This is a genomic window from Bacteroidota bacterium (assembly GCA_008933805.1).
In the GTDB taxonomy this organism is placed as follows: domain Bacteria; phylum Bacteroidota; class Bacteroidia; order UBA8524; family UBA8524; genus SB11.
The window spans coordinates 83,757-108,734 of sequence record WBUH01000013.1 but is presented as its reverse complement, the minus strand read 5'-3'; the positions used below and the strand labels follow the sequence as shown (position 1 = coordinate 108,734).

General features: G+C 40.9%; 23 protein-coding genes. All 23 read left to right on the top strand.

The window, feature by feature from the left end:
- The 23 genes from F9K23_13435 (at window position 1) to F9K23_13325 (ending at window position 24,975) form a co-directional block, all read left to right on the top strand.
- Window positions 1-1,062 (top strand): NAD-dependent epimerase, encoded by a 1,062-nt coding sequence (locus F9K23_13435; protein KAB2914726.1) that lies wholly within the window; start codon window positions 1-3, stop codon window positions 1,060-1,062.
- The gene (locus tag F9K23_13430) at window positions 1,059-2,060 is read left to right on the top strand and encodes an N-acetylneuraminate synthase (GenBank protein ID KAB2914725.1); all 1,002 of its coding nucleotides are present in this window, start codon (window positions 1,059-1,061) and stop codon (window positions 2,058-2,060) included. The genes F9K23_13435 and F9K23_13430 overlap by 4 nt, the downstream gene beginning before the upstream one ends.
- Complete coding sequence (gene neuC / locus F9K23_13425) at window positions 2,060-3,217, top strand: UDP-N-acetylglucosamine 2-epimerase (hydrolyzing) (GenBank protein KAB2914724.1); 1,158 nt, start codon at window positions 2,060-2,062, stop codon at window positions 3,215-3,217. The genes F9K23_13430 and neuC overlap by 1 nt, the downstream gene beginning before the upstream one ends.
- Window positions 3,217-3,957, top strand: coding sequence for a hypothetical protein (locus tag F9K23_13420; protein ID KAB2914723.1), 741 nt, complete (start codon window positions 3,217-3,219; stop codon window positions 3,955-3,957). The genes neuC and F9K23_13420 overlap by 1 nt, the downstream gene beginning before the upstream one ends.
- 3 nt (window positions 3,958-3,960) lie before the next feature.
- The gene (locus tag F9K23_13415; protein KAB2914722.1) at window positions 3,961-4,947 is read left to right on the top strand and encodes a hypothetical protein; all 987 of its coding nucleotides are present in this window, start codon (window positions 3,961-3,963) and stop codon (window positions 4,945-4,947) included.
- Window positions 4,890-5,897: a polysaccharide deacetylase family protein gene (locus F9K23_13410; protein ID KAB2914721.1), complete on the top strand. Its 1,008-nt coding sequence runs from the start codon at window positions 4,890-4,892 to the stop codon at window positions 5,895-5,897. The genes F9K23_13415 and F9K23_13410 overlap by 58 nt, the downstream gene beginning before the upstream one ends.
- On the top strand, window positions 5,836-6,840 hold the full coding sequence (locus tag F9K23_13405) for a hypothetical protein (GenBank protein ID KAB2914720.1): 1,005 nt from the start codon (window positions 5,836-5,838) through the stop codon (window positions 6,838-6,840). The genes F9K23_13410 and F9K23_13405 overlap by 62 nt, the downstream gene beginning before the upstream one ends.
- On the top strand, window positions 6,821-7,543 hold the full coding sequence (locus F9K23_13400; protein ID KAB2914719.1) for an acylneuraminate cytidylyltransferase family protein: 723 nt from the start codon (window positions 6,821-6,823) through the stop codon (window positions 7,541-7,543). Before F9K23_13405 ends, F9K23_13400 begins: the two co-directional genes overlap by 20 nt.
- Window positions 7,540-8,994: an oligosaccharide flippase family protein gene (locus tag F9K23_13395; protein KAB2914718.1), complete on the top strand. Its 1,455-nt coding sequence runs from the start codon at window positions 7,540-7,542 to the stop codon at window positions 8,992-8,994. Before F9K23_13400 ends, F9K23_13395 begins: the two co-directional genes overlap by 4 nt.
- A 10-nt stretch (window positions 8,995-9,004) precedes the next feature.
- Window positions 9,005-10,018, top strand: coding sequence for a UDP-N-acetylglucosamine 4,6-dehydratase (inverting) (gene pseB / locus F9K23_13390; protein KAB2914717.1), 1,014 nt, complete (start codon window positions 9,005-9,007; stop codon window positions 10,016-10,018).
- Window positions 10,019-10,030: 12 nt separating this feature from the next.
- Window positions 10,031-11,194 (top strand): UDP-4-amino-4,6-dideoxy-N-acetyl-beta-L-altrosamine transaminase, encoded by a 1,164-nt coding sequence (gene pseC / locus F9K23_13385; protein KAB2914716.1) that lies wholly within the window; start codon window positions 10,031-10,033, stop codon window positions 11,192-11,194.
- Window positions 11,184-11,711 (top strand): GNAT family N-acetyltransferase, encoded by a 528-nt coding sequence (locus F9K23_13380; GenBank protein KAB2914715.1) that lies wholly within the window; start codon window positions 11,184-11,186, stop codon window positions 11,709-11,711. The genes pseC and F9K23_13380 overlap by 11 nt, the downstream gene beginning before the upstream one ends.
- A complete protein-coding gene (locus F9K23_13375; GenBank protein KAB2914714.1) occupies window positions 11,692-12,558 on the top strand; it encodes an aldo/keto reductase in 867 nt (288 codons plus the stop codon). Before F9K23_13380 ends, F9K23_13375 begins: the two co-directional genes overlap by 20 nt.
- Window positions 12,555-14,648, top strand: a complete 2,094-nt coding sequence (locus F9K23_13370; protein KAB2914713.1) for a glutamate-1-semialdehyde 2,1-aminomutase — start codon at window positions 12,555-12,557, stop codon at window positions 14,646-14,648. Before F9K23_13375 ends, F9K23_13370 begins: the two co-directional genes overlap by 4 nt.
- Complete coding sequence (locus F9K23_13365) at window positions 14,648-15,652, top strand: hypothetical protein (protein KAB2914712.1); 1,005 nt, start codon at window positions 14,648-14,650, stop codon at window positions 15,650-15,652. The genes F9K23_13370 and F9K23_13365 overlap by 1 nt, the downstream gene beginning before the upstream one ends.
- Window position 15,653: 1 nt before the next feature.
- Entirely contained in the window at window positions 15,654-16,703 is a 1,050-nt protein-coding gene (pseI, locus tag F9K23_13360; protein ID KAB2914711.1) for a pseudaminic acid synthase, read from the top strand.
- A complete protein-coding gene (locus tag F9K23_13355; protein ID KAB2914710.1) occupies window positions 16,688-17,374 on the top strand; it encodes a methionyl-tRNA formyltransferase in 687 nt (228 codons plus the stop codon). Before pseI ends, F9K23_13355 begins: the two co-directional genes overlap by 16 nt.
- Window positions 17,352-18,062 (top strand): PIG-L family deacetylase, encoded by a 711-nt coding sequence (locus F9K23_13350; GenBank protein ID KAB2914709.1) that lies wholly within the window; start codon window positions 17,352-17,354, stop codon window positions 18,060-18,062. The genes F9K23_13355 and F9K23_13350 overlap by 23 nt, the downstream gene beginning before the upstream one ends.
- 2 nt (window positions 18,063-18,064) lie before the next feature.
- Complete coding sequence (locus tag F9K23_13345) at window positions 18,065-19,696, top strand: hypothetical protein (protein KAB2914708.1); 1,632 nt, start codon at window positions 18,065-18,067, stop codon at window positions 19,694-19,696.
- 11 nt (window positions 19,697-19,707) lie between these two features.
- Entirely contained in the window at window positions 19,708-20,901 is a 1,194-nt protein-coding gene (locus tag F9K23_13340) for an SDR family oxidoreductase (GenBank protein ID KAB2914707.1), read from the top strand.
- Between the two features lie 58 nt (window positions 20,902-20,959).
- Window positions 20,960-21,682, top strand: coding sequence for a class I SAM-dependent methyltransferase (locus tag F9K23_13335; protein ID KAB2914706.1), 723 nt, complete (start codon window positions 20,960-20,962; stop codon window positions 21,680-21,682).
- A gap of 117 nt (window positions 21,683-21,799) precedes the next feature.
- Window positions 21,800-23,554, top strand: coding sequence for an HAD-IIIC family phosphatase (locus tag F9K23_13330; protein KAB2914705.1), 1,755 nt, complete (start codon window positions 21,800-21,802; stop codon window positions 23,552-23,554).
- Window positions 23,554-24,975: a hypothetical protein gene (locus F9K23_13325; GenBank protein KAB2914704.1), complete on the top strand. Its 1,422-nt coding sequence runs from the start codon at window positions 23,554-23,556 to the stop codon at window positions 24,973-24,975. The genes F9K23_13330 and F9K23_13325 overlap by 1 nt, the downstream gene beginning before the upstream one ends.
- Window positions 24,976-24,978: the final 3 nt, after the last annotated feature.

Genomic DNA, 24,978 nt, shown 5'->3' with positions numbered 1-24,978 from the left:
ATGAAAGTATTAGTTACCGGTTCAGCGGGATTTGTAGGGCATCATTTGGTGAAGAAGCTATCTGCACAAGGACACGAGGTGTGGGGATTGGATTCATTAAACGACTATTACGACCCACAATTAAAAATGGGCCGTCTAAAAGATCAAGGTTTTGATGTTTCCGACATTCAGTATGGCCAGCCGTTATATAGTCAAACTTGTGGTAGCTTTATCCAGTTAAAGCTGGAAGATAAGCCCTTGCTTGAGCAATTATTCTCGGAGCAACAATTTGAAGTTGTAGTGAACCTTGCAGCACAAGCAGGTGTTCGTTATTCTATTACACAACCTCAAGCCTACGTTGATAGCAACATACAAGGTTTTTTAAACATATTAGAGGCTTGCAGGCATAATAACATCAAACATTTGGTGTTTGCCTCAAGTTCATCAGTTTACGGGCTGAATAAACAAATACCGTTCAGCACCACTCAAAACGTAGATCACCCCATATCTCTATACGCTGCTACTAAAAAGAGCAACGAACTGATGGCGCATACGTATGCCCATTTATTCAATTTGCCTGTTACGGGTTTGCGCTTCTTTACAGTTTATGGTCCTTGGGGAAGGCCCGATATGGCCTATTTTATCTTTACCAATAAGATACTAAAAGGAGAGCCTATCGACGTGTTTAACAACGGCGATATGAAGCGTGACTTTACATATGTAGACGATATTACGGAGAGCATCAGTCGCTTGTTGGATAAACCTCCCGTAGCGCATGTACAAACCGAAGAGGGTAATCTATCACCCAATGATAGTTCTGCACCCTACCAGTTGTTTAATATTGGTAACAATAGCCCGGTTAACTTAATGGACTTTATTACTGCCATTGAGGAAACCTTGGGCAAAACAGCTGAAAAGGTAATGAAGCCTTTGCAACCGGGTGATGTGCACATTACCTATGCCGATGTGCAAAGCCTTATAGACTATACCGGTTTTAAACCCCAAACAACCGTTAAAGAAGGAATGAAAGCCTTTGTTGATTGGTATTTGGAGTATTACCAAATAAAAAGCGTAAACCATTGAAAGTAGAACTGATAGCCGAAATAGGGCAGGCGCATGAAGGTAGCTTGGGTTTAGCGCACTCATACATTGATGCTTTAGCAGGTACCGGTGTTCATACGGTTAAATTTCAAGTTCACATTGCTGAAGCTGAAAGCAGTCAGTATGAACCTTTCCGTGTTAAGTTCAGTTATGAAGACGATACACGTTACGATTACTGGCAACGTATGGAGTTTACTGCCGACCAATGGGCAGGCTTGAAGCAACACTGCGAAGACAAGGGAATGGAGTTTGGCGCTTCACCATTTTCACAAGCAGCTGTTGATTTGCTAGAGAAAATAGGGGTTAAAAACTACAAGATTGGCTCAGGCGAAGTTTCAAACTTTTTAATGCTTGAAAAGATTGCTCAAACCGGAAAACCCATTCTGCTTTCATCAGGCATGAGCAGCTTTGAAGAGCTGGATAAATCCGTAGACTTTATAAAAGGCTTCGGTAATGATATTATTCTGTTTCAATGTACTACCCAATATCCCACCAGTGCTGAAAACTCAGGACTTAACGTAATCCCTCAAATGAAGGAGCGTTACGGACTGAAAGTGGGCCTTTCAGACCATTCAGGAACTATATATCCAAGTTTGGGAGCAGTAGCATTAGGTGCAGAATTGTTAGAGTTTCACGTAGTGTTTGATAAAAAGATGTTTGGCCCCGACGCTTCATCATCACTTACTATAGAGCAAGTGAAACAGCTTTCAGAAGGGGTTAATTATATCAGCACCTCGTTGGCTAATCCTGTTGATAAAAACAATACTGAAAAGTATACCCAGCTAAAGGCCATGTTTGGCAAATCGCTGGCTGTAAACAAAAACCTTCCGGCTGGGCACATACTTACTTTCGATGATTTAGAAAGTAAAAAACCTGCGGGATATGGTATAAGCACCACATTGTACAAAAATGTATTGGGCAAAACCCTTGCCCGTGATTTGAGTAAGTGGGATTTTTTAACCGAAAACGATATTAATTAATGGGCAAACGCAAAGTTTGTGTAGTAGTAACAGCAAGGCCAAGCTACAGCCGCATTAAAACGGCATTAAAGGCCATACAAGATCACCCCGATTTGGAGTTGCAATTAGTAATTGCGGCTTCAGCATTGCTAGACAGGTATGGCTCTGCCGTAAATGTTATTGAAAGGGATGGATTTACAATTGCCGCCAAGGTGTTTAACGTGTTGGAAGGTGAAAACCTTACCGCAGCTGCCAAAACAACCGGCATTGGTATTTTGGAGCTTTCAACAGTATTTGATAACCTGTCGCCCGACATTGTGGTAACTGTTGCCGACCGTTTTGAAACCATGGCTACAGCCGTTGCGGCATCGTACATGAACATTCCTTTAGCGCATGTTCAGGGCGGTGAGGTTACCGGTAATATTGATGAAAAAGTTCGTCATGCCATTACCAAACTTGCCGATTTGCATTTGGTGGCATCACCCAAGGCAAAAGAACGTGTAGTTAAAATGGGCGAAGATGAAACGAAAGTCCATTTAACAGGTTGCCCGTCTATTGACCTTGCCGACGAAATTTTACAAAATCCCGCATTAACCTTTAACCCGTTTGATAAGTACAAAGGGGCAGGGCAGGAAGTAGATATCAGCAAAGGCTATATTGTTGTTATGCAACATCCGGTAACTACCGAGTATAGTCAATCACGCACTCATATCGAACAAACATTGGATGCGGTTGCCGAACTAAACATACCCGTGTTGTGGTTTTGGCCAAACGTAGATGCCGGTGCTGACGGCACTTCAAAAGGTATCCGCGTATTCCGCGAACATCGCGACGCTTCAAACTTCCATTTCTTCAAAAACATGGAGCCCAACGATTTTCTTCTGTTACTTAAAAACTCACAATGTTTGGTAGGAAACTCAAGTGTTGGTATCCGTGAATGTGCATACTTAGGTATACCTGTTGTGAACATCGGTGGCCGTCAAGCAGGTCGTGAGCGCGGTAAAAATGTAATGGATGTAGATTACGATAAGGAAGCCATTAAGCAGGCTATAAAAGCGCAAATTGCTAACGGGCACTACAGCCCTGATAAGATTTACGGTGATGGTACCGCCGGTACACAAATAGCCGACATATTGGCTAAAGCACCGTTGTCTATCGAGAAAATATTGATGTACTAATGCTGACAGCAGAAATTTTAGGGCTTAAATATCATCGTGTGTTGGCAAACTCAGTTACTCCTGAGTTTACAGCCTCGCTAAAGGCCGACTATGATTATTCGTTTGTAATCTCTTATGGAGGATTTGAAGACCCGGAATATAACACGATTGATAAAAATGCAGGAATAATAGACCTTACAAAAGGTCTGGATCATGTGTTTGCTAACTTCAACAAAAAAAATCGCCAACATGTGAGGGGAACGGAGACAACTGAAGAGTTGTCGTTTACACATGCTATTGATGATTTTGATTCCTATTTTCAGTTCTACAAACGGTGTGAAAACGAGCGGGGATGGTATCCGGTGCCTGAGTCGGAATTGAAAAATAGTATTGTTTTTTCTGCAGCGTTTAACGGGCATTTCATAGCCGGAGTAACCGCTTATACTACAGGAAACAAACTTCGGTTGGGCAGAATATATTCTACTAAACGTTCTAACGACCAAACTGAAATTTCAAACGCACTCAGCGGTGCAAGTACCAAGCGTATCATATTTGAATTTTGTAAATACGGTATCGAAAACGGATTTGCAACCCTTGATTTGGGCGGAGTTGATTTGAACGACCCTTCAAAAGCAGGGATTACTCAATTTAAACAATCTTTTGGGATTGAAATTATCCCGGTCAAGATTGGACGTTACACCTCACAAACCTTTAACGAAAAGGAACACCTTATTCGCGAAAATGGTTACGATTTAACCTAGATAATGGCAGCAATAAGTAAAGTTATATTTTTTGGGTTTAATGATATTACAGCTGGAGCTGCCGCCCTTGCTGCCGAAGTTGGGTTTGAGACGCTAATTGTTTCAAACACTTCACAAGCCAACCGTGTTACAGAAAATGGACAAAGCTTTAATGATGCTGTTTTAGCTGCAAAGGCCGAGAGTATAATTAGTGATGATATTACAACACCCGAAGTAGTTAAAGCTTTGGGTGATATGAATAGTTCAGTAGCAATTTCAGTAGGGGCACCTTGGATATTTACCAAAGAGTATATTAAAGACGTACTTAAAGGAAACATTTTAAATCTACACGGTACGAAGCTTCCAAAAGATAGGGGAGGCACGATTTATTCTTGGTTGATATTTATGGGACACCGCACAGGTATGTGTCTTCTGCATCAACTTACAGATAAAATAGACCGTGGTGTTATAGTGGGCTATGAAGAGTTTATTTGGTCTACAGCCAACCGTAAACCTGCCGATTATATGAAGCAATATGCCACTGAAAATGTTGCTTTTTTAGGAACATTCTTTAATAAGATTAAAGCCGAGGGATTAGAGATAAATGATGCTATTATCCCCGAGTATCTTTCTTCATACTGGCCTCGTTTAGATGCACGCATTAACGGATGGGTAAATTGGGATTGGAGTGCGCAAGAAATTGAACGTTTTGTGTGTGCTTTCGACGATCCCTACGCAGGGGCTAGAACACGGTGGAATGATAAAGTGATTATTCTAAAAGAGGCTTATTCACAGGCTACTGATGGATACACGCACCCGTTTCAACGTGGTATCGTTCACCGCAAGAACAAAAATTGGATAACAATATCTGCAAACGGGGGTGAGTTAATAGTATGTTCTGTAACAGATATTGAAGGTAACGACATAAAAGGCCAAATTAAAGTGGGTGACATATTATATACAACCAACGAAGATTTGGTGCAAACACGAACCCGAGTCCCCAAAAAATAAACGGTTTGAGGCTACTAATAGTTAACTTTCATTACTTCCGTGAGGAAACCTATGCTTCAGGTATTTATCCTGTAAGTAGGGCTGCTTTAAACAGGCAGGTAGATGAATTGGCTAAATATTACGAGTTTATATCACAGGAGAAGTTGGCAGAAGCCGTTTCAACAAAAAACTATCCTGATAAAGACTTTTGTCTGATTACCATTGACGATGGATTGAAGGAACAAATGGCTGCTTTTGAGTTTTTGAAAGAAAAAGGCATCCCTTCAATCTTATACGTCCCCACTGACGCTGTACAAAACCGTAAGGTACTTAACGTACATAAATTGCATTATGTGCGTACACAAATGACAGATAGTGATTTGTTTAGCTTGTTGGATGAAAAATACAATGTATCAAATGTAAAATTTGATATGGCAGCCCTTGCCAACCAATACCGCTACGATGATGATACGGCTCGCAAAGTGAAGTACTTCTTGAACTTTGTGTTGACCGAAGAACAAAAAGAAGAAGCCACTAACTTTTTCTTTAGTCGTTTGGTGAGCAACGAAACCGACTTTGCCAACCAATTATACATGAACGAAACAGACCTGATAACGCTTGCCAATGCTGGTGTTTTAGGTTCGCACGGTTGTGCACACATTCCATTGGCTACAAAGTCTTTTGAAGTTGCAAAAACCGATATTCAACAATCAATAAACTATTTAGAAAATGTTACGGGTAAACCTGTAATATCGTTTTCATACCCATACGGTGGTAAGGATGCGGTGAATACCGACCTCGCTCCGGCCTTTGAGGAAACGAATGTGAAATTTGCTCTAACCATGTGGCGAGGAGTAAACACCGCTGAAAACCTAAATAATCCGTTGTTTTTACACCGTGTAGACACCAATGATGCACCCGGGGGGAAAAACAACTCAACCGAATACATTTCGCTTGGCGCAAAAGCTTAACATACTGATCGCAGAAACCCTGAACTTTAGCCCCGAAGCCGTGAAAGGTTTGGAGCAGCTAGGTAATGTTACTTTGCGTGATATTGAGAAAGAGAACCTTACCGATGCGCTGGCTGCTTATGATGTGTTTTGGTTTAGGCTGAAATTCAAAATTGAGGAAAAGGATTTTCCGCCTCAATTTCGTTGTCGATATATACTTTGTCCTGTTACAGGGCTTGACCATATAGATTTAGCCGCTTGTGAGAAAAGGGGTATAAAAGTGCTAGCCCTTCGTGGTGAGACCGAATTTTTAAAAACCGTTCGTGCCACCGCCGAACATACAATCGGACTTACACTTTCGCTGCTCCGTCATGTTTCCCATGCAGTTTCTTCAGTAAAAGAAGGTGTTTGGGATCGTGATTTATTTAAAGGCCACGAAATATTCGGGAAAAAGGTAGGGATATTAGGGGTAGGTCGTCTAGGCACTATTACGGCAGGCTTTTTCAAAGCCTTTGGTGCCGAAGTATATGGCTATGATGTAAAAGACTTTGATACTTCTATTTGCAATAAAGTTGATTCTATTGATGAACTGTTTGCAATATCAGATATAGTAAGCGTTCACGTTGCCTATAACGATAGTACACATCATTTAGTAAACGCTTCTTTGCTGCAAAAAATGAAACCGACCGCTGTATTGATAAATACAGCAAGAGGTGGCGTAATAAACAGTGTAGATTTAGTTGCGGCATTGAGCGGCAAAACCATAGCCGGTGCCGCATTGGATGTGATAGAAGACGAATACAATACAGCTGATAACACGCTGGTAGCTTATGCAAAGCAAAACAGCAACTTGATTATCACACCTCACATTGGTGGTAATACTTACGAATCCTTTGCAAAAACTGAATTGTTTTTGCTGGAAAAATTAAAAAAAGCACTTCAACTTGAGTCACAACAAGTATAAAATATTAGCAATTATTCCTGCGCGCGAAGGCTCTAAAAGGGTGTTGCAAAAAAATTTCCGTCCGTTTGCGGGTACTACGCTAACGGATATTACCATTAAACACGGTTTACAGTCAAAACAGATAACTGATGTAGTGCTAAGCTCTGATAGCGAGGAAGTACTCAATATCGGTCGAAACTATGAAGGGGTTATCAGCTTGAAAAGACCCGAAGAATTTTCAACCGATACCTCACCTGCTATTGAGTTTGTGAGGCACACATTATCGGTACTTGAGCCTCAAAAAGGGTACACCTATGATATGGTAGTGATACTGCAACCCAGTTCACCGCTACGTTACGTTGAAGATATTGACAATACCATTGAGTTATTGGCCAATAACCCCGATGCCGATTCTTCAGTAAGCGTAGTGAAGATTGACCACATGGTGCACCCTGTGAAATTGAAGGTGTTGAAGGGCGAAGAGTTAATGCCCTATATCGAAGAAGAAAAAGGTAGGTTTGCTGCCCATGAGTTGCCCGATGTTTACGTGCGGAATTGCGCGGTATATGTTACATGGCGCAAGGATTTAGAAACCCGCCCCGACGTGATAGGTAAAAAAAGCCTAGCATACGTAATGCCAGCTGAAACCTCAGCGGATATAAACAGTATGATGGACTTTGAGTTTGCCGAATATTTATATAAAAAAGCCAATAACATTACTTGAGCAGCAAGCTTAAAGAAATAGGCGGGGCAACCCTTAACTATGGCATTGGTAAGTTTTTGCCACAAGTAATTGGTTTTTTTCTAATTCCGCTGTACACAATGTACCTTACCCCTGAGGACTATGGTATAGTAGAGTTGGCAACCGCTTTTGGCGCATTTTCACTTATCTTAATGCGTTTAGCACTCCCCGGTTCGGTGTCTCGTTTTTACTATGAGCATAAAGAAGGTCCGGAGTTACGGGACTATATAACAACAATCTATTGGTCGTTACTGGCTATAAGTGTGGGGATGGCAGCCCTAATTTATATTGTTTCGTATTTTTTCCTGCATAAATTAGTTCCCGGCCTTCCTTTGTGGCCTTTTGTGGGTGTTGTATTACTAGCTGATATATTTTCAGCAAACTCTGAAATACAAAAGAGATTATTACAAGCCCGCAAACAATCTGCATACTCTGCCAAACTAAGTATAGTAACTTCTTTAGTTGGTATTATAACGGCAATCGTTTTAGTTGTTGGATTTGATTTAGGCGCATTAGGAATTGTTGGTGCCAGTCTTATGGGGTCAACTATTTTCTTTATTCAGGCACAATTTTATTTGCGGAAAGATATGGGGGGTAATTTCTCTTTCAAATTACTTACTCCATCGTTCAAATACGCATTAAATATATTGCCTTCGCATTTTGTTACTCCTTTTGGTAATTTACTTTCAAGGTCTTTACTATCAGGTTTTTCATCATTAGCAGCGGTAGGTTTATATTCATTGGCGATGCGTTTTATCACGCCGTTATACCTTATAAGCGAGGCTTTTAACACAGCCTTTTCGCCCATCTATTTTGAAGCCCGCAAAAAAGACGAGCCGGAAGGCTATAAAAAATTGGAAGATGCTTGCAAAAAAATATGGTTAGTGGCCATCTTTATGTTTGTTGCAGCATCAGCATTAACGCCATCCTTAATCCATTTAATAACCCCTGAAAGATACCACCCCGCAGCTGAACTTATACCTTTTATGGCCATTAGTTTTTTGCCAACAGTGCTTACTGTGATGTACTCGAACGAGATGTATTATAGTAAAAAGACTGCATGGGTGAGCGTAATTGCAGTAACCAGATTTGTCTCTAACCTTGCAATAGCATTGTTATTCATTGAGCAATGGGGTTATTATGCATTAATCTTAGCCAAGTTTATTGAGAATATCATCATCATGTTGTTCTCAGTATTTATATCCCGCAAAATGTTTAATTTCAATCCCAACGTGCCACTAATCATTAAAAGTGGTTTATTGGGTCTGGTATTAGTTGCCGTATCGGTATTGTTTGCCAATTATCAACCCAACAGCTATTTACAATTAGGTTTTGGGTTAGCTTTAGTAGCGGCATTTGCAGGTTTGTTGGTAGTAACCCGTATGGCAAGTATTGACACGTTAAAAAATTACATAAAATCAAAACGCCTATAAAACTGTTATAATGGATTTTAAAAATAAATCAATATTAATTACCGGTGGTACCGGTTCATTAGGTAAAGCCCTAACCAGCCACATCTTGAACAAGTGTGAAGGAGTTAAAAGGCTGGTAATCTTTTCAAGAGACGAACAAAAACAATTTGAGATGGCTCAGCAGTATCCCGGCCATTTATACCCGCAAATCCGTTTTTTTATTGGTGATGTTAGGGATTATGAGCGCTTGAAAAGAGCATTTAAAGGCATTGATTATGTGATACATGCAGCGGCCATGAAACATGTTCCCATTGCTGAGTACAACCCTATGGAGTGTGTGAAGACTAATATCATGGGTGCAGAAAACGTGATTAATGCAGCCATTGATACACAAGTAGAACGAGTGGTAGCATTATCAACCGACAAAGCCGCGGCACCTATTAACTTGTATGGAGCAACAAAGCTTGCTTCGGATAAGTTGTTTGTGGCAGCTAATAATATAAGGGGAGCTAACCCAATAAAGTTTTCTGTGGTGCGTTATGGCAACGTAATGGGATCAAATGGCTCCGTAATTCCTTTCTTTATCAAGAAAAAGAAAGAAGGTAAATTGCCTATTACCGACCCAAACATGACCCGTTTTAACATTAGTCTTCAAGGCGGTGTAGATATGGTAATGCATGCCTTAGACCATGCTTGGGGTGGTGAGATTTTTGTGCCTAAAATCCCGTCTTATCGTATTTTAGATATCGCGGAAGCAATAGGCCCCGAATGTGAAAAGCCCATTGTGGGTATCAGACCCGGAGAGAAGGTTCACGAAGAAATGATTACTTCTTCTGATTCATTCTATACCTATGATTTAGGTAAGTACTATGCAATTCTACCCGCCACCCATTCGTGGAGTTTAGATGAGTTCTTAACCTATCATAAGGCGGTCAAAGTTACTCCCGGTTTTAGATACAATTCTGAGGAGAATACCGAATGGGAAACTGTTGAATCGTTACGCCAGCTTATAAAAGAACACGTTGACTCAACGTTTAATGTTTAATAATCGCCTACTATGCAAAAGCCCATACCCTACGGCAAGCAAAATATAACAGACGAAGATATTGCTGCTGTTATTGAAGTGCTGAAATCGGATTTCCTTACTCAGGGACCTAACATCGCACGTTTTGAAGAAAAGTTTGCCCAATACGTGGGCAGCAAGTATGCGATAGCAATTTCAAATGCTACTGCGGCATTGCACATTTGTGCAATGGCTTTGGGAGTAAAAGAAGGCAGTAATGTAATTACTACTTCAATCACCTTTGCCGCTTCAGCAAATTGCATCAGGTATTGTGGCGGTAATGTATATTTTGCTGATATTGATCCTGAAACGTATTGTTTAGATATCAATAAAGTTGAGGAGCTGATAAAATCTAAACCAAAAGGATTTTTTAGCGGAATAATACCTGTTGATCTTGCCGGTTTTGCAGTTGATTTGGAAGCCTACCGTAAATTGGCCGATGAACACGGACTTTGGATAATTGAGGATGCTTGTCATGCCCCGGGTGGATATTTCACTGACTCAAAAGGCCAAAAACAATTTTGCGGAAACGGAAACTTTGCTGAGGTATCGGTGTTCTCTTTTCATCCGGTTAAGCACATAGCAACCGGAGAAGGCGGAATGATAACTACCAACAGCGAAGAGTTGTACAAAAAACTAATGGTATTGCGTACACATGGTATTACCAAAGACCCGGCAGTGATGCAAGAAAATCATGGCGGGTGGTACTATGAAATGCAAGAGCTGGGATACAACTATCGTCTAACCGATTTTCAGGCAGCCTTGGGTATTACCCAATTAAGCCGTGCTGATTGGGGTTTAGAAAGAAGAAGGGAAATTGCTGCTAAGTATGAGGCTGCTTTTAAAGGCGATTCAAAAATACTTTCGCAATCTGGTGTTGTTAAAGGCCACGCTTATCATTTATATGTTATCCAAGTAGAAGATAGAGCTGGTTTGTATAATCATCTACGCAAAAACAATATTTTTGCACAGGTACATTATATACCCGTGCATACCATGCCTTATTATCAAACGTTTGGATGGAAGAAGGGAGATATGCCTGAGGCTGAGAAATATTACTCGCAATGCCTTAGTTTACCTATGTTTCCAACCTTAACCAATGATGAACAAGAGTTTGTAATCAAGTCAGTACTTAATTTTCTTGAAAATGGAGAGTAAAAACTTATTTGTACGCGAGTTAGTAGCAGAAGATATAAAAGAAAGCTATTTAGATTGGTTTAAAAACGACGAGGTTACGAAGTTTTTAGAGGTAGATGGCCATGCTTTGACTGTACAAGATGTAATCAGGTACTTTGAACACGGCAGGGCAACAAAAACGTATTTTATGTACGCTATTTGCTTGAAAGAAACGGGTAAACATATAGGGAACCTAAAAGTAGGTCCTATTGATTGGAAACACGGTCTTTCAGACTTGGTTACCGTTATCGGTGACAGGGAGCAGTGGGGTAAGGGATATGCAACTGAAGCCATTAAACTTGGGAACAGACTTGCGTTTGAGAAATACAATATTCGGAAACTTACAGGCGGTATGTATGCTTCTAACATAGGAAGTACCAAAGCCTATACCAATGCAGGCTGGATAATTGAAGGTCGCTTATTTAACCATTATGTGGTTGAAGGCAAGTTTGAAGACAGGATAATAGTTAGCTGCTTTAATCCCCATTTTGAACAATAAACTAATACTGGGCACGGTTCAGTTTGGGTTAGATTACGGAATTAATAATTCTGCGGGCAAACCCTCAAAAGAACAAGTGTTCAAAATATTTGAAGAAGCTGCCAAAGCAGGCGTAACTATATTAGATACGGCCGATGCTTATGGTAATGCTTCAGAATTGATTGGAGAGTTTTTCTCCGTTTCAAAAACTCGCTTTGAGATAAACACCAAATTTAAGGCTGAAAAAGGTAAAAGTATTGAAGCCCAGCTTACTCACTCACTTAACCAACTAAATGCAGAACAGGTAAATATTTATTTTTACCACCGTTTTGATGAAATGCTGGAGTTTCCTGAAACCTTAACGGAGTTACAGGTGCTTAAAAACCAAAGTCTAATAAACAAAATCGGGGTTTCTGTTTACGGCAATAATGAATTTGAGATTGCTGTTAATACCCCCGAAGTTGATGCAATTCAGCTGCCCTTTAACTTATTGGATAACTACAGCCAACGTGGTGCGTTACTAAAACAAGCCAAGCAAAAGGGCAAAGAAATACAAGTACGTTCAGTGTTTTTGCAAGGACTATTCTTTAAAAACCTAAACGATTATCCAGCCTACTTGACACCATTAAAACCGTATATGCAAACGGTTAATGAGTTTGAAAACGGTATGGGTATGGAGGCATTAGCACTGTCATACGCATTAGCTCAACCCGAAATTGACAATGTGCTGATAGGCGTTGACACGCTGGAACAATTACAACAAAATCTTTCCTATTCAAATACGGAGCTGCCTACAAATATTGTTAGCCGCATAAACGCTATTCACGTAGCAGAAACAGAACTTCTTTATCCCAAAAACTGGAAGTGAAAATTATTGCCATCACACAAGCCCGCTATGGTTCATCTAGATTGCCGGGTAAAGTGCTGAAAACCGTCAACGGGAAAACCCTGCTGCAACTGCACCTAGAGCGTACACTTAAGTCATCAAAAATTGATGGGTTAATAGTTGCTACAACGGTAGAGAAAGAAGCCGATGCAATTGAGACCCTTGCCTATAACATGGGTTTGAAGGCATACAGGGGTTCTATAAACGACGTGCTGGACAGGTTTTACCAAGCCGTTAAAAGCGAGCAACCCGATTACGTGGTGCGTATCACCTCGGATTGCCCGTTAATAGATGCTACGGTAATAGATGCCGTAATAGAAACCTGCATTAGCAACGGTTGCGATTATTGCTCCAACACAATGAACCCTACTTATCCTGATGGGGTAGATGTGGAAGTAATGAAGTTTAGCGCACTGGAAAAGGCTTGGAAAGAAGCTGTTCTTACCTCAGAACGTGAGCACGTAACCCCATACATTTGGAAAAACTCAACAGCCAAAGGCGGAACGTTGTTTAAAAGCATCAGTTTTGAAAACAAACAAGATTATTCAGGGTATCGCTTAACTGTAGACGAGGCTTCTGACTTTGAGCTGATAAGCAAATTAGTTCAAGCTATAGGGGATGATAAAGGGTGGCAAGATTACGTAGGCTACTTAGATACACACAAAGAGCTTTTTGAAATTAACGCATATATAAAACGAAACGAGGGACTTATGAAATCGTTTGCACAAGATAAAATACAATTACGTACCATCACCAACTTTGCCAAGTCGGATGTGTACCGTAGCAAAATCCATGATTTAATACCGGGTGGTGCCCACACCTATTCAAAAGGTGACGACCAGTTTCCTCAATTATCTCCCGCAGCCATTGCTTATGGCAAAGGCTCACACGTGTGGGATATTGACGGTAATGAATATTTAGATTGCTCAATGGGGCTTACCTCGGTAGGCTTAGGTCATGCTTACGGTCCCGTGGTTGAGAAAATTAAAGCTGAGTTAGATAACGGTGTGAACTTTCAACGCCCGTCTTATTTAGAGATGGAAATGGCAGAAAAATTCCTGTCGTTAGTTCCCCAACACGATATGGTGAAGTTTGCCAAAAACGGTTCAATAGTTACCACAGCGGCAGTTAAACTGGCGCGTGCATATACAGGCCGTAAATTAGTAGCATTCCCCGGCGACCATCCATTTTATTCTTACGACGATTGGTTCATTGGCAAAACAGCTTGTAACAAAGGTGTTCCTGATGAAATAACCGAGCTTTCGGTAACCTTTAAAGGGTATGATTTACAATCATTAAAAGACTTATTTGCCCAATATCCCGGTCAAATTGCCTGCGTGATTACAGAGCCCGAACGCAGTAATTGTGATGAAACCGTTGCTGATTATTTGCGTGCTGCCATTGAATTGTGTCACCAAAACGGAGCACTATTTATTGCTGATGAGATGATTACCGGCTTCAAAACAGCTTTCCCAGGTACAATGACCAAATACAACATTGAGCCTGATATGGCTACATGGGGTAAAGGGATTGCAAACGGGTATTCGTTTTGTGCACTTACTGGCAAGAAAGAAGTGATGGAGTTGGGCGGTATTCGAAGAACGGGAGAAGAGAAAGTGTTTTTGACTTCAACCACTCACGGTGGGGAGACCCATGCCATAGTTGCTGGTCTTGCTACCATTGAGGAGTTTGAAAAGAACGATGTAATAGGTCACAACCAAGCCATTGGCGATTTATTTATAAAACTTAATAACGAGGTAATTGCTGAACAAGGCTTGCAAAATTACGTTGAAGTAGTACCTGCCAATTGGTTCACCTTGTTTAATTTTAAAGATAAAACAGGTCAGCCTAATGCAGGTCTTCGTACCCTTGCACAGCAAGAAATGATTAAACGCGGAGTATTGTTCCAAGGTGCATTTGTTCCTTGTTTCAGCCATACCGAGTTGGATGTGCAATACTTTGCAGAAGCCATGCGTCAATCGCTTGAAGTTTACAAAATGGGTTTAGAAGAAGGGTATGAGAAATACTTGGTAGGCGAACCTGCCAAACCTGTTTTCCGCAAATTTTTATAATGCAACGCATCGTATTTCGCGCCGATGGAAACCATACCATAGGTTTTGGCCATGTGTACCGCACATTGGCACTGGCGGGAATGCTTTACAACGATTTCGAATGTGTTTTTGCAATAAACCGTCCTGATGGTTTTATCAAAGACCAAATTTCTAAAGTATGCCAAGTGATTAGCCTGGATACTGAATATAACTACCCACTACCTGATAAGATGAACGCTGAGAACCAGTTACCTTTTGATCTGCAAAATGTTGTAGACGAAAGGGATATTGTAGTTGTTGACGGCTATCATTTCGGGATGGGTTACCAACAAGGTTTGAAAAGTATAGGTTGCAAACAGGTTTGGCTGGATGATTTGTTAAGAGATTACCCTTTTGCTGATGCGATTATTAACCACGCACCCGGTGTTGATTCGGAAGATTATAACACCAACGCCCGTTTATGTTTAGGCTTAGAGTATGCCATTTTGCGCAAACCCTTTTTTATGCCGCTTAAACCAAAAGACTATACTAACAAAATAGCCTATATAAGTTTAGGGGGCAGCGATTATTTTGGGTTTACTCTTAAAATATGCAAGGCACTTATTGCAACTAATAGCTTTAATCACATACACATATTGTGTTCTGCACAGTTTGAAGAAACCTTGTTAAGCAATTTACGGCAGTTGTCTACAACTCATCCAATAACCTTGCATTTTAACCTATCAGCACAGCAGATAGTTGAGGTTATGGATGCTTGCACTCATGCCTTTATTTCAGCCAGCACTGTGTTGATAGAAAGCTACTCACGCGGGTTAAAATGTTTTGCGGGATATTATACCCAAAACCAACACCTTATTTATAATGGTTTTGTACAAAACCATTTGGCGGGTGGTTTGGGTGATTTTAATACAATAACAGGGGAGCATATTAACCATCTTCTCGCTGCTGAAACCGAAGTGGGAGTGCTGGATAAACCTCTCAATTCAGTCGAAAATTTTATACATTTATTTGAAGACTTAGCATAGTATGAAAGACATACAAATAGAAAATATAACCATTGGCACAGGGCATAAGCCCTTTGTGATTGCAGAAATGTCAGGCAATCACAACCAATCTATCGAGCGGGCAATTGCAATTATTGATGCAGCGGCTGATGCCGGTGCTCATGCTGTGAAACTGCAAACCTATACCCCTGATACCATGACCATTAATGCGGCAGGAGGTTTGTTTGATATTAACGACCCCGATTCATTGTGGAAAGGCCGCAATTTGTATGATTTGTACAAAGAGGCTCACACCCCTTGGGAATGGCACAAACCCTTGTTTGACCATGCCCGTAAAAGAGGGCTAATGATATTTAGTACCCCGTTTGATGAAAGTGCCGTTGATTTTTTGGAAGAGTTGGGTGTTGGAGCCTATAAAATCGCTTCGTTTGAAAATACAGACTGGCCTTTATTGAAAAAAGTAGCCGCCACAGGTAAACCTGTTATTATGTCAACAGGGTTGGCTACCATTACCGACCTTGATGAAGCAGTAAGAACCTTGCGCGATGCAGGCTGCAAAGATTTGGTATTGCTAAAATGCACTAGCACCTATCCTGCAACTCCTGAGAATACTCACTTGGCTACCATACCTCATATGCGTGAGTTATTTAAATGCCATATTGGCCTTTCAGACCATACAATGGGGATTGGTGCAGCAGTTGCTGCGGTAGCATTGGGTGCAAGAGTGGTTGAAAAACACTTTACACTTCGTCGTGCAGATGGCGGGGTGGATAGTACTTTCTCTATCGAGCCGGAAGAATTAAAGAACCTTGTGATAGAGAGCGAACGTGCTTTCTTGGCGATGGGGCAAGTGTTTTATGGAGTACAAGAAGCTGAAAAGAAAAGCCTTCGTTTTAAACGTTCACTATACGTAGTGAAAGATGTAAAAGCAGGCGATACTTTTACTGCTGATAACCTTCGTGTAATTCGCCCCGGTGATGGGATGCAGCCAAAATTCTACGAAACCATTTTGGGTAAAACCGCTTCACGTGATATAAAAGCAGGAACACCGCTAACATGGGAAGTTCTGTAAAATACATACTGCTCACACCTAAAACGTGGCACACTACCCTCTTTAGGGAACTTTCGGCACAAAAGCCCGAAGAGTGGCTGCATATTGACCGTAAAGAGGACTTTACGGTTGAAAAACTGAATGAGGTAAAACCCCAGTACATATTCATTCCCCATTGGTCGTATATCATTCCCAAAGACATATTTGAGAACTATACGTGTGTGGTATTCCACATGACCGATTTACCTTACGGACGTGGAGGTAGTCCGCTGCAAAACCTGATAGTAAACGGGCATACAGAAACAAAAATTTCTGCAATTAAAGTTGAAGAAGGGTTAGATACCGGCCCGGTTTACCTGAAACGTCCTGTTAGTTTGTACGGCACAGCCGAAGAGATATTTATCCGCATGGCTGTGATAATAAAGGGAATGATAGAAGAAATCATAGTAAACAATACACAACCTGTTGCGCAACAAGGCGAAGCGGTAGTATTTAAACGCCGCAAACCCGAGGATAGTAATATTGCCCAGCTTGAAACACTGGAGCAAGTGTATGATTACATCCGTATGCTGGATTGTGAAGGATATCCTAATGCCTTTGTTGAAGCAGGTAATTTTAGATTTGAGTTTAAAAGAGCTTCATTACAAGGTGATGAAAGTATAATAGCCGATGTTAGAATCACTAAGAAATAAACGCATAATGGTGGTAGTGGCCCACCCCGACGATGAATTGTTGGGGCTTGGAGCTACCATGCACCGTTTGATAAAAGATTACGGAGTTACTACTCACGTGGTAATTTTAGGAGAAGGTATCACCTCACGTTCTGACGTTCGTGATGTGGCTAAATGGGAAGCTGAGTTGGCTACCCACCGTCAAAACATAAAAAATGCGCAGGCAGCTATTGGTTATCATACTGTAAGCATTTATGATTTTGCCGACAATCGCTTTGATACCGTTGCCCTATTGGACATTATCAAAGTAATAGAAAAAGAAAAAACGGCTTTTAACCCTGAAGTGATATTTACTCACCACGGAGGGGACGTGAATGTTGACCATCAACGCACTTTTGAAGCCGTGGTTACTGCCTGTCGTCCAATGCAGCACGAAAAGGTAAAAACCATTATAACATTTGAAACCCCATCGGGTACTGAATGGAGGGTGTCTACCGACCCCCGTCATTTTATCCCTAATTTTTTTGTAAGCGTTACCGAGGCGGATGTGCAAGCCAAAATAAAGGGCATGGAAAGCTACGAGTTTGAAAAGCGACCATATCCGCATCCCCGTTCACCTGAAGCCCTTACCATACAAGCTAAACGCTGGGGTGTAGCAGTGGGTACTGATTACGCAGAAGCATTTAACATAGCAAGGAGTATAAACTAAGTATGAACGTAGTAGTTCTTAAATTTTCGCTACCCTATAATAAACCTTTTTTAGTAAACCTGGTAAAAAAACTAGGCATTAAAAATCTTTATTTTATTGGTAGTGAAAGCGGTTGCCCTGCTAAAGAAGAGTTAGCTGCATTGGATTGTAATTTGGTGCAGTTTGATGAACCCGATTTGTTTAATGCCTTGTTTAGAGGGGTGGATTGGAACACGATGCCTTCTTTAGACAGGCCATTGCTAGAAAGCATGTCACCTTGGGAAAGCGAAATAATGCGTTTGCTTGAGCGCGATTACCAGGTAGTGAACGAGGACGATAGGGGTTGGTTTGACGAAGATTACCACAATACTAAACTGTTAATGCGGGCACAAAATTACAGCTCGTTTATTAGCCATGTTGAGTATAGCGGTGAAGAAAAGCGCCGCAAATACTATCGTTACGTAAGGTTTTGGAATCATTTTTTGAATGAAAACAAGATAGACTTTACCATAAGTGCATTTTACCCACATTTTCCGTACGAGTATATTTTGTACCGTATGTGCAAATTGCGCGGTGTTCGTACCTTGCTCACCTCACACACGCCAATTACAGGAAAATGGATCTTATATGAAGATTTAGAAAAACATACGGAAGACCTTAAAGGGTTACCCCGCATTTCTGATAACGAAGAAGAGCTTTTCAATTCATTGAGCAAAAAGGCACAAGACGTAATAAAACGTGTAGTGCACGGCGAAAAGCCATACTACATGGTGGATGGCTATATGGATAAGCTGCTTGCCAGCACTCCGGTGCACAAATTAGTTCATCAAAATGAGCAGGCACGCAAGCTGCGTCCAAAACCCGGAACACCCCGTAAAAGAAAAAGCATATTTAACAAAGTAGATTTAGCACTTATACTGGATAAGATACACTTTAAGCTGCGTCATAAGAGTCGCAAACACATTGGTGCTTTGCTGAGGGATTTTTATGAAACCAAGTGCGATCCTAATCCGGATATGACCAAAAACTTTGTGTATTTAGCGTTGCATTATCAGCCCGAAGCATCTAACTCACCCGTGGGAGGTTACTTCGCAAATCAAATATTGATGGCTGAAATGATTGCGCACAATTTGCCCGAAGGTTGGTTTTTGTATCTTAAAGAACATCCTGCGCAGCAATACATCAACCGTAACATTGATTTTTATAACGATTTATCTAAAAATCCGCGAATAAAGCTGATTAGCAAGTCGTTTGATAGCTTTAAACTGGCACAAAATTGTCGTGCTGTTTCAACAATCGCGGGTACAGTGGCGTGGGAAAGTTTATTTACCGGAAAACCCGTTTTGTTGTTTGGCGCAAGTCCTATTATGTATGCTCCGGGTGTGTTTATTATCAAAACCAACGAAGACATGCGTAATGCATTCAAGGCAATTATGGCCGGTGCAAAACCTGAAAGAATTGATGTGCTGAACTATGTAAAACGTTTGGATGATCGTTCATCAAACACCCCTAACGATTACATTGAAATGGCGCAAGTAGGAATTACTGAAGAGCAATATATCGAAGAGATGAGCCGCTACTATGTGGATTATATTCTTAATGGTCCTCGCCATGCAGGGCAAGGGTTACAACAAAACCAGCCTGCAAATAATTAAGGTAACCAACAATGAGCAAATTTGAATCAATACAAATAGGCGATTTTGCTGAAATTGTACATACAATAACTGATGCAGATATCAGGAAGTTTGTTGACTTAACAGGAGATGATAATAAGCTTCATATTGATAAAGAATATGCATCAAAGACATCGTTCAAAAAACCTGTAGCCCATGGTATGCTGGGGGCTTCGTTCATATCAACCATTATAGGGACGAAAATACCCGGCGATGGTGCCTTGTGGTTTTCGCAAAGTCTTGAATTTTTAATGCCCGTTAGAGTGGGTGATACGCTTACCATTCGTGGTGAGGTAACAGGCAAAAACACCCGCGAAAATGTAATTGAGCTTAAGACTGAAATTTATAACCAGCACAAACAAAAAGTAACCAACGGTTCAGCCAAAGTAAAAGTAGTTGAACACGAGGTAGAAAAAGCTGAAGAAGAAACTACTGAGGATATTGGGCTTAAAAATGCGTTGATAATAGGTGCTTCAGGAGGGATTGGAGAAGCCATTTGCAAAAAACTGGCTAAAGAAGGATACAATATCGGTATACATTACAATAGCAACAAAAGCAAGGCCGATGGATTAGCCGAAAGTCTTTCATCTGAAACGGTGAAGGCGCAGGTCATTCAGGGGGATTTACTTACCGAAAAAGGAGTAGAGCATTTGGTGGAGCAAGCGACACGTAAACTTGGCCATATTGATATTGTGATTAATGCCTCAACAGTTAAATTCTCAAACATAAAATTTGATAAACTGGATTGGCAGGATATTGACGATCATATCAATATCAATATAAAAGCCAATTTCTTGCTGCTTAAACACATTGTGCCCCAAATGAAGGAGCGCAAACGCGGCAAAATAATCTTCCTGACCACTCAATATACCGAAAGTACTCCGCCTGCTGAGTTGATACATTACATCACTGCTAAAAATGCGCTGAACGGTTTTGCTAAAGCCCTTGCCATAGAGCTGGGGCCGTTTAATGTTCAAGTGAATCTTGTGTCGCCCGGTATGACAGAGACTGAACTAATATCTGATGTGCCTGAAAAAGCCCGATTAGTAGCAGCCAGCAAGGCTCCTTTACGTCGCTTGGCAAAACCCACCGATGTGGCTAATGTAGTTGCCTTTTTAGCATCGTCTGGAAGTGATTACATGACTGGCGAAACTATTAGGGTTAATGGCGGGCAAACAATGCTGTAAGATAATAGTATAGCCAGATTTGAGAATACAAAACAACTAACTACTAAAAACTATACCTATGTCAACGCAAGAAGATGTAAAAAAATACTACGATAGAGAATATTCGGGAGCAGGTTATGCTGCCGGTCGTATGTTCCCAAACGAAGAGTTAATGCGCTTTATGGGACGCAATTACTTCAAAATGCCTTTTGATGAGCGTAAAAACATTAAAATACTTGAAGTAGGGTGTGGCGTTTGTAGCAATTTGTGGCCATTAGGCAAAGAAAATTTTGATATCTACGGCATCGATATTTCTGCTGCGTCATTAGAATGGGGAAAGAAGATGTTTGAGCGTTGGGGTACGGATGGCGAATTGAAAGCAGCAAGTATGACCGAATTGCCTTATGGCGATAAGGTTTTTGATGTTTTGCTTGACGTGCTTTCAAGCGTATGCTTGGATGTGAAAGACTTTGATAAATTCTTAACCGAAGCAAACCGTGTACTTAAACCGGGTGCAAAAATGTTTTGCAATACTTTTTCGACCGGTTCAGAGGCGTTTATAAATCACGCACCGTCAGTAAAAATTGATGAGTATACTCTCGACGGTATTCATCGTGAAAACTCACCGTATTACGGAAATTTCTTCCCGTTACGTTTTGAAACCCCTGAGCATATCACCGAAATGTTTAACCAACACGGTTTTGAAGTGACTTACCTTGAGTTGCTTACACGTACTTACTACAACAGGCAGGAGCCTTTCCAGCTGATAGTGCTTGAAGCGTTTAAGAGACAAGATGCTTAATGCATTGCTCATAATCATTTAATACGCTCTCACATTGGCTTGCATAGTTTTGCAAGCGCGAAATTACATTACCGGTGAGACCATTCGTGTAAGGGGTGGTCAAACCATGCTATAAGTATGAAAACGCTTATAAAATATACCGACTTATTAAAGGAAAACAAACGCTTGAAGGACGAATTGGCGGGTAAACCTGCCGTTGGCTTTCATATACTCAACAACATCACAGTAAATATGCTGAAAGATGTGTTGGAATATAACGTGCGGATGATGGGGGTGAACCCCGATGTGCAGGTACACGACTACGATACCATTGTGCAGGACAGTATGGTAATGGCCGATGATAAGAAGGCCAAAATTGTATTTTGGGAACTGGCAAACTATATGCCCGGCCTATATTACAAAGCCGATGAAATGGATAATACCCAACTGCAACAATTGATTGATAAAGTTAAAAACGATATCAATTTAGTGTTTGGTAGTTTGGCATCATCATCAATAGTATTCGTGAATACATTTTGTGCTACACCCTTTGCTGAACATGATGTACGCAAAAGCAACTTGCGCATTGCCGAGGAGGTATTGAACCAATACCTTGAGCAGCAAAAGCCCGACAATGTATTTTTGGTGGATGTGAAACGTGTGTACGAACGCTACTCACTGGAAACCTGCATAGATATGCGGATGTTTAACAGCAGCAAAAGCTTACATACATTGGCATTTTTTCAAGGATATGTTGAAGAGATACTGCCCGTGCTGCGCTCAGTAATGGGCAAGGCCAAAAAAGCATTGATTTTTGACTGTGATAACACTCTTTGGGGTGGTATTTTGGGTGAAGATGGATTTGAAGGCATACAAATGGCTGAGGATGGAAAGGGTAAACCTTTTCATTTGGTGCAACGTATGGCTGTTGAATTGAGTAAGAAGGGCATAATAATAGGGCTGAATAGTAAAAACAATGCTGCCGACGTAGACGAGGTGTTAGAAAAGCATTCTGATATGTACCTGCGCGATGAGCATATTGTAATAAAGAAAGTAAACTGGCAAGATAAAGTTAGCAACCTGCGTCAAATTGCTGCCGATTTGAACATTGGCATTGATAGCTTGGTGTTTATTGACGACTCAAACTTTGAGGTAAACTTTATCCGTGAGCAGTTGCCCGAAGTACTTACTTTTCAGGTGCCTAAAGCCGCGCATGAATATCCTGCGATGATAAAAGAGGTGAGCCGTTTGTTTTATCATCACTCGCAAACCAAAGAAGATTTGGAGCGCATTAAGATGTATAAGCAGGAACAACAACGCGAGTCTCAGAAAGACAGCTTTGGTAACCTTGAAGAGTATTTAAGCTCGTTGGGTATCGTTATCAAGATATTTAAAGACGATAGCAGCCTGATACCCCGCACTGCTCAAATGACCCAAAAAACCAATCAGTTTAACCTCACTACCCAACGCTATACTGAGAACGACATCAAACAGTTTATTGAGTCGCCTGATTACGGAGTGTACGTATTTGAAGTGAGCGATAAATTCGGGTCGTATGGCATCACAGGGTTAAGTATCGCCAAAACCATCGGTACCGAAGCCGAATTTGACAGCTTTTTGATGAGTTGTCGTGTATTGGGTCGCAAGATTGAGTCTAGTTTCCTATCCTACATTATTGAAGATTTAAAGAAAAGCGGTGTTGAAAAAGTAACCGCCAAATACAGTAAAACAGCTAAGAATGCACAGGTAGAACCGTTTTATGATAACAACGGCTTTGAAGTGCTGCAACAAAACGACAGTGAAAAGCACTATAGTCTTGCACTTAACAACTGGCAGGCTGTTTACCCTGATTTTATAACCATACAATTAGCTGAAAGCGGCGTTAACGCCTGATGAGTACAGACAAGGGACAATATTTTAATGATTTGCGCACTATACAGGCAAACTTGCCTACTGAATATAGTCGCACTTTTGGGCAAATGATAGTGCATTATTACCTGCACCTAATCAAAAGCAGCCATACACAAAAAGCTAATGCTAAGGGATTAAAACAACAGGCAGCCGGTATTTTGCAGGAGTTTAAGCGGAAGCAATCCCTAAGAAAAGATTATCCCGCAACTGATTTGCTGGTGTGGGTTGCTGAAAGCAACCATCTACCCCAAGCGTTACCTGTTACCTCACTATTAAAGGAAAAGAAGTACCGCGTTACTTACATCTCAAATAAGCAGCAGTTGTTGGCAAATCCTGCTTTAGAAGGATACAACAAAATACAAGTAGTACTGCCCAAACGGGGTATAATAGCAGAGAAACAAGTAAAAGAATTTGAGGCGGTTGTCTCAAGCATTATAGCAAATACAAACCTTGCTATAATTACTGCAGAAGATATCGATACGATTTCAAAAGCATTTAGGGAGTATGTTACTTACACCCGTCAACTTCAGGCTGACTACGAAAAAGTAATTACAAACGTAAACCCCAAAGCAGCCCTAATCGGCTACGATATTCCTACCGAAGGACGTACACTTACGGATGTTCTTAATGCAAAATCCATCCCTACGTTTATGATACAACATGGAGCCATGGCAAAGGTTGATGGAATATTCGGTACACATATTAGCAAGACAATATTTGTATATGGTGAAGTTTCTAAACAAGTACTGAAAGATTCAGGGACCAAAGCTGATATTAAAATTACCGGAGCCCCTTACCTTGATGAACTGATGAAAAAACTTCATACTGCGGGAAGTAAGGCGCAGGGTAAACTAAAAGTTTTAGTGGCGTTTTCAGGGCCGGGGCACTTAACTACTGAAAATCATCACAAAAAGAGCATTGAAGCAGTGATGGAGGTAGCAAAAAACCATAGCGGAAGCGTAGAGTTTTATTTCAAGCTACATCCAAAAGATAACCGTAGTTACTATACTGCTGAAATGGAAGGTAAAAACCTTACCAATGTTCATTTCAAACTGCCTCACTCTCAAAGCAACGATATTTTTGATTGGGCATTGTTTGCAGACATTATGCTGACGGGTGCATCAACCGTAGCCATCGAGGCTATGCTTTGTCGCAAACCGGTAATCAGTTTAGACCTTACGGGTGATTACAAAGAACTTTCGTTTGTGAAGGAAGGTGCAGTAAAACTTATATCGGACAAAGCAGAGCTGAATACAGTGATTGAACAGGCAGTTCTACAGAACTTTGATGCTTTTGATGCATCAAGCCGAAAAGCGGAACTGTATGCCAAACAATTTTATGGTCCTACCGACGGACAAGCAGCTCAACGTTGCGCACAATTAATAGAACCATCTCTTAACTAAGAA

Excerpts from the sequence above, each read along its gene's own strand:
- F9K23_13380 (KAB2914715.1), top strand. The coding sequence starts at position 11,184 with ATGGAGAGTAAAAACTTATTTGTACGCGAGTTAGTAGCAGAAGATATA.
- F9K23_13435 (KAB2914726.1), top strand. The coding sequence starts at position 1 with ATGAAAGTATTAGTTACCGGTTCAGCGGGATTTGTAGGGCATCATTTG.
- F9K23_13335 (KAB2914706.1), top strand. The coding sequence starts at position 20,960 with ATGTCAACGCAAGAAGATGTAAAAAAATACTACGATAGAGAATATTCG.
- F9K23_13330 (KAB2914705.1), top strand. The coding sequence starts at position 21,800 with ATGAAAACGCTTATAAAATATACCGACTTATTAAAGGAAAACAAACGC.
- F9K23_13405 (KAB2914720.1), top strand. The coding sequence starts at position 5,836 with ATGATGCACCCGGGGGGAAAAACAACTCAACCGAATACATTTCGCTTG.
- pseB (KAB2914717.1), top strand. The coding sequence starts at position 9,005 with ATGGATTTTAAAAATAAATCAATATTAATTACCGGTGGTACCGGTTCA.
- F9K23_13345 (KAB2914708.1), top strand. The coding sequence starts at position 18,065 with ATGAACGTAGTAGTTCTTAAATTTTCGCTACCCTATAATAAACCTTTT.
- F9K23_13340 (KAB2914707.1), top strand. The coding sequence starts at position 19,708 with ATGAGCAAATTTGAATCAATACAAATAGGCGATTTTGCTGAAATTGTA.
- F9K23_13350 (KAB2914709.1), top strand. The coding sequence starts at position 17,352 with ATGTTAGAATCACTAAGAAATAAACGCATAATGGTGGTAGTGGCCCAC.
- F9K23_13355 (KAB2914710.1), top strand. The coding sequence starts at position 16,688 with ATGGGAAGTTCTGTAAAATACATACTGCTCACACCTAAAACGTGGCAC.
- pseC (KAB2914716.1), top strand. The coding sequence starts at position 10,031 with ATGCAAAAGCCCATACCCTACGGCAAGCAAAATATAACAGACGAAGAT.
- F9K23_13325 (KAB2914704.1), top strand. The coding sequence starts at position 23,554 with ATGAGTACAGACAAGGGACAATATTTTAATGATTTGCGCACTATACAG.
- F9K23_13365 (KAB2914712.1), top strand. The coding sequence starts at position 14,648 with ATGCAACGCATCGTATTTCGCGCCGATGGAAACCATACCATAGGTTTT.
- F9K23_13415 (KAB2914722.1), top strand. The coding sequence starts at position 3,961 with ATGGCAGCAATAAGTAAAGTTATATTTTTTGGGTTTAATGATATTACA.
- pseI (KAB2914711.1), top strand. The coding sequence starts at position 15,654 with ATGAAAGACATACAAATAGAAAATATAACCATTGGCACAGGGCATAAG.
- neuC (KAB2914724.1), top strand. The coding sequence starts at position 2,060 with ATGGGCAAACGCAAAGTTTGTGTAGTAGTAACAGCAAGGCCAAGCTAC.
- F9K23_13420 (KAB2914723.1), top strand. The coding sequence starts at position 3,217 with ATGCTGACAGCAGAAATTTTAGGGCTTAAATATCATCGTGTGTTGGCA.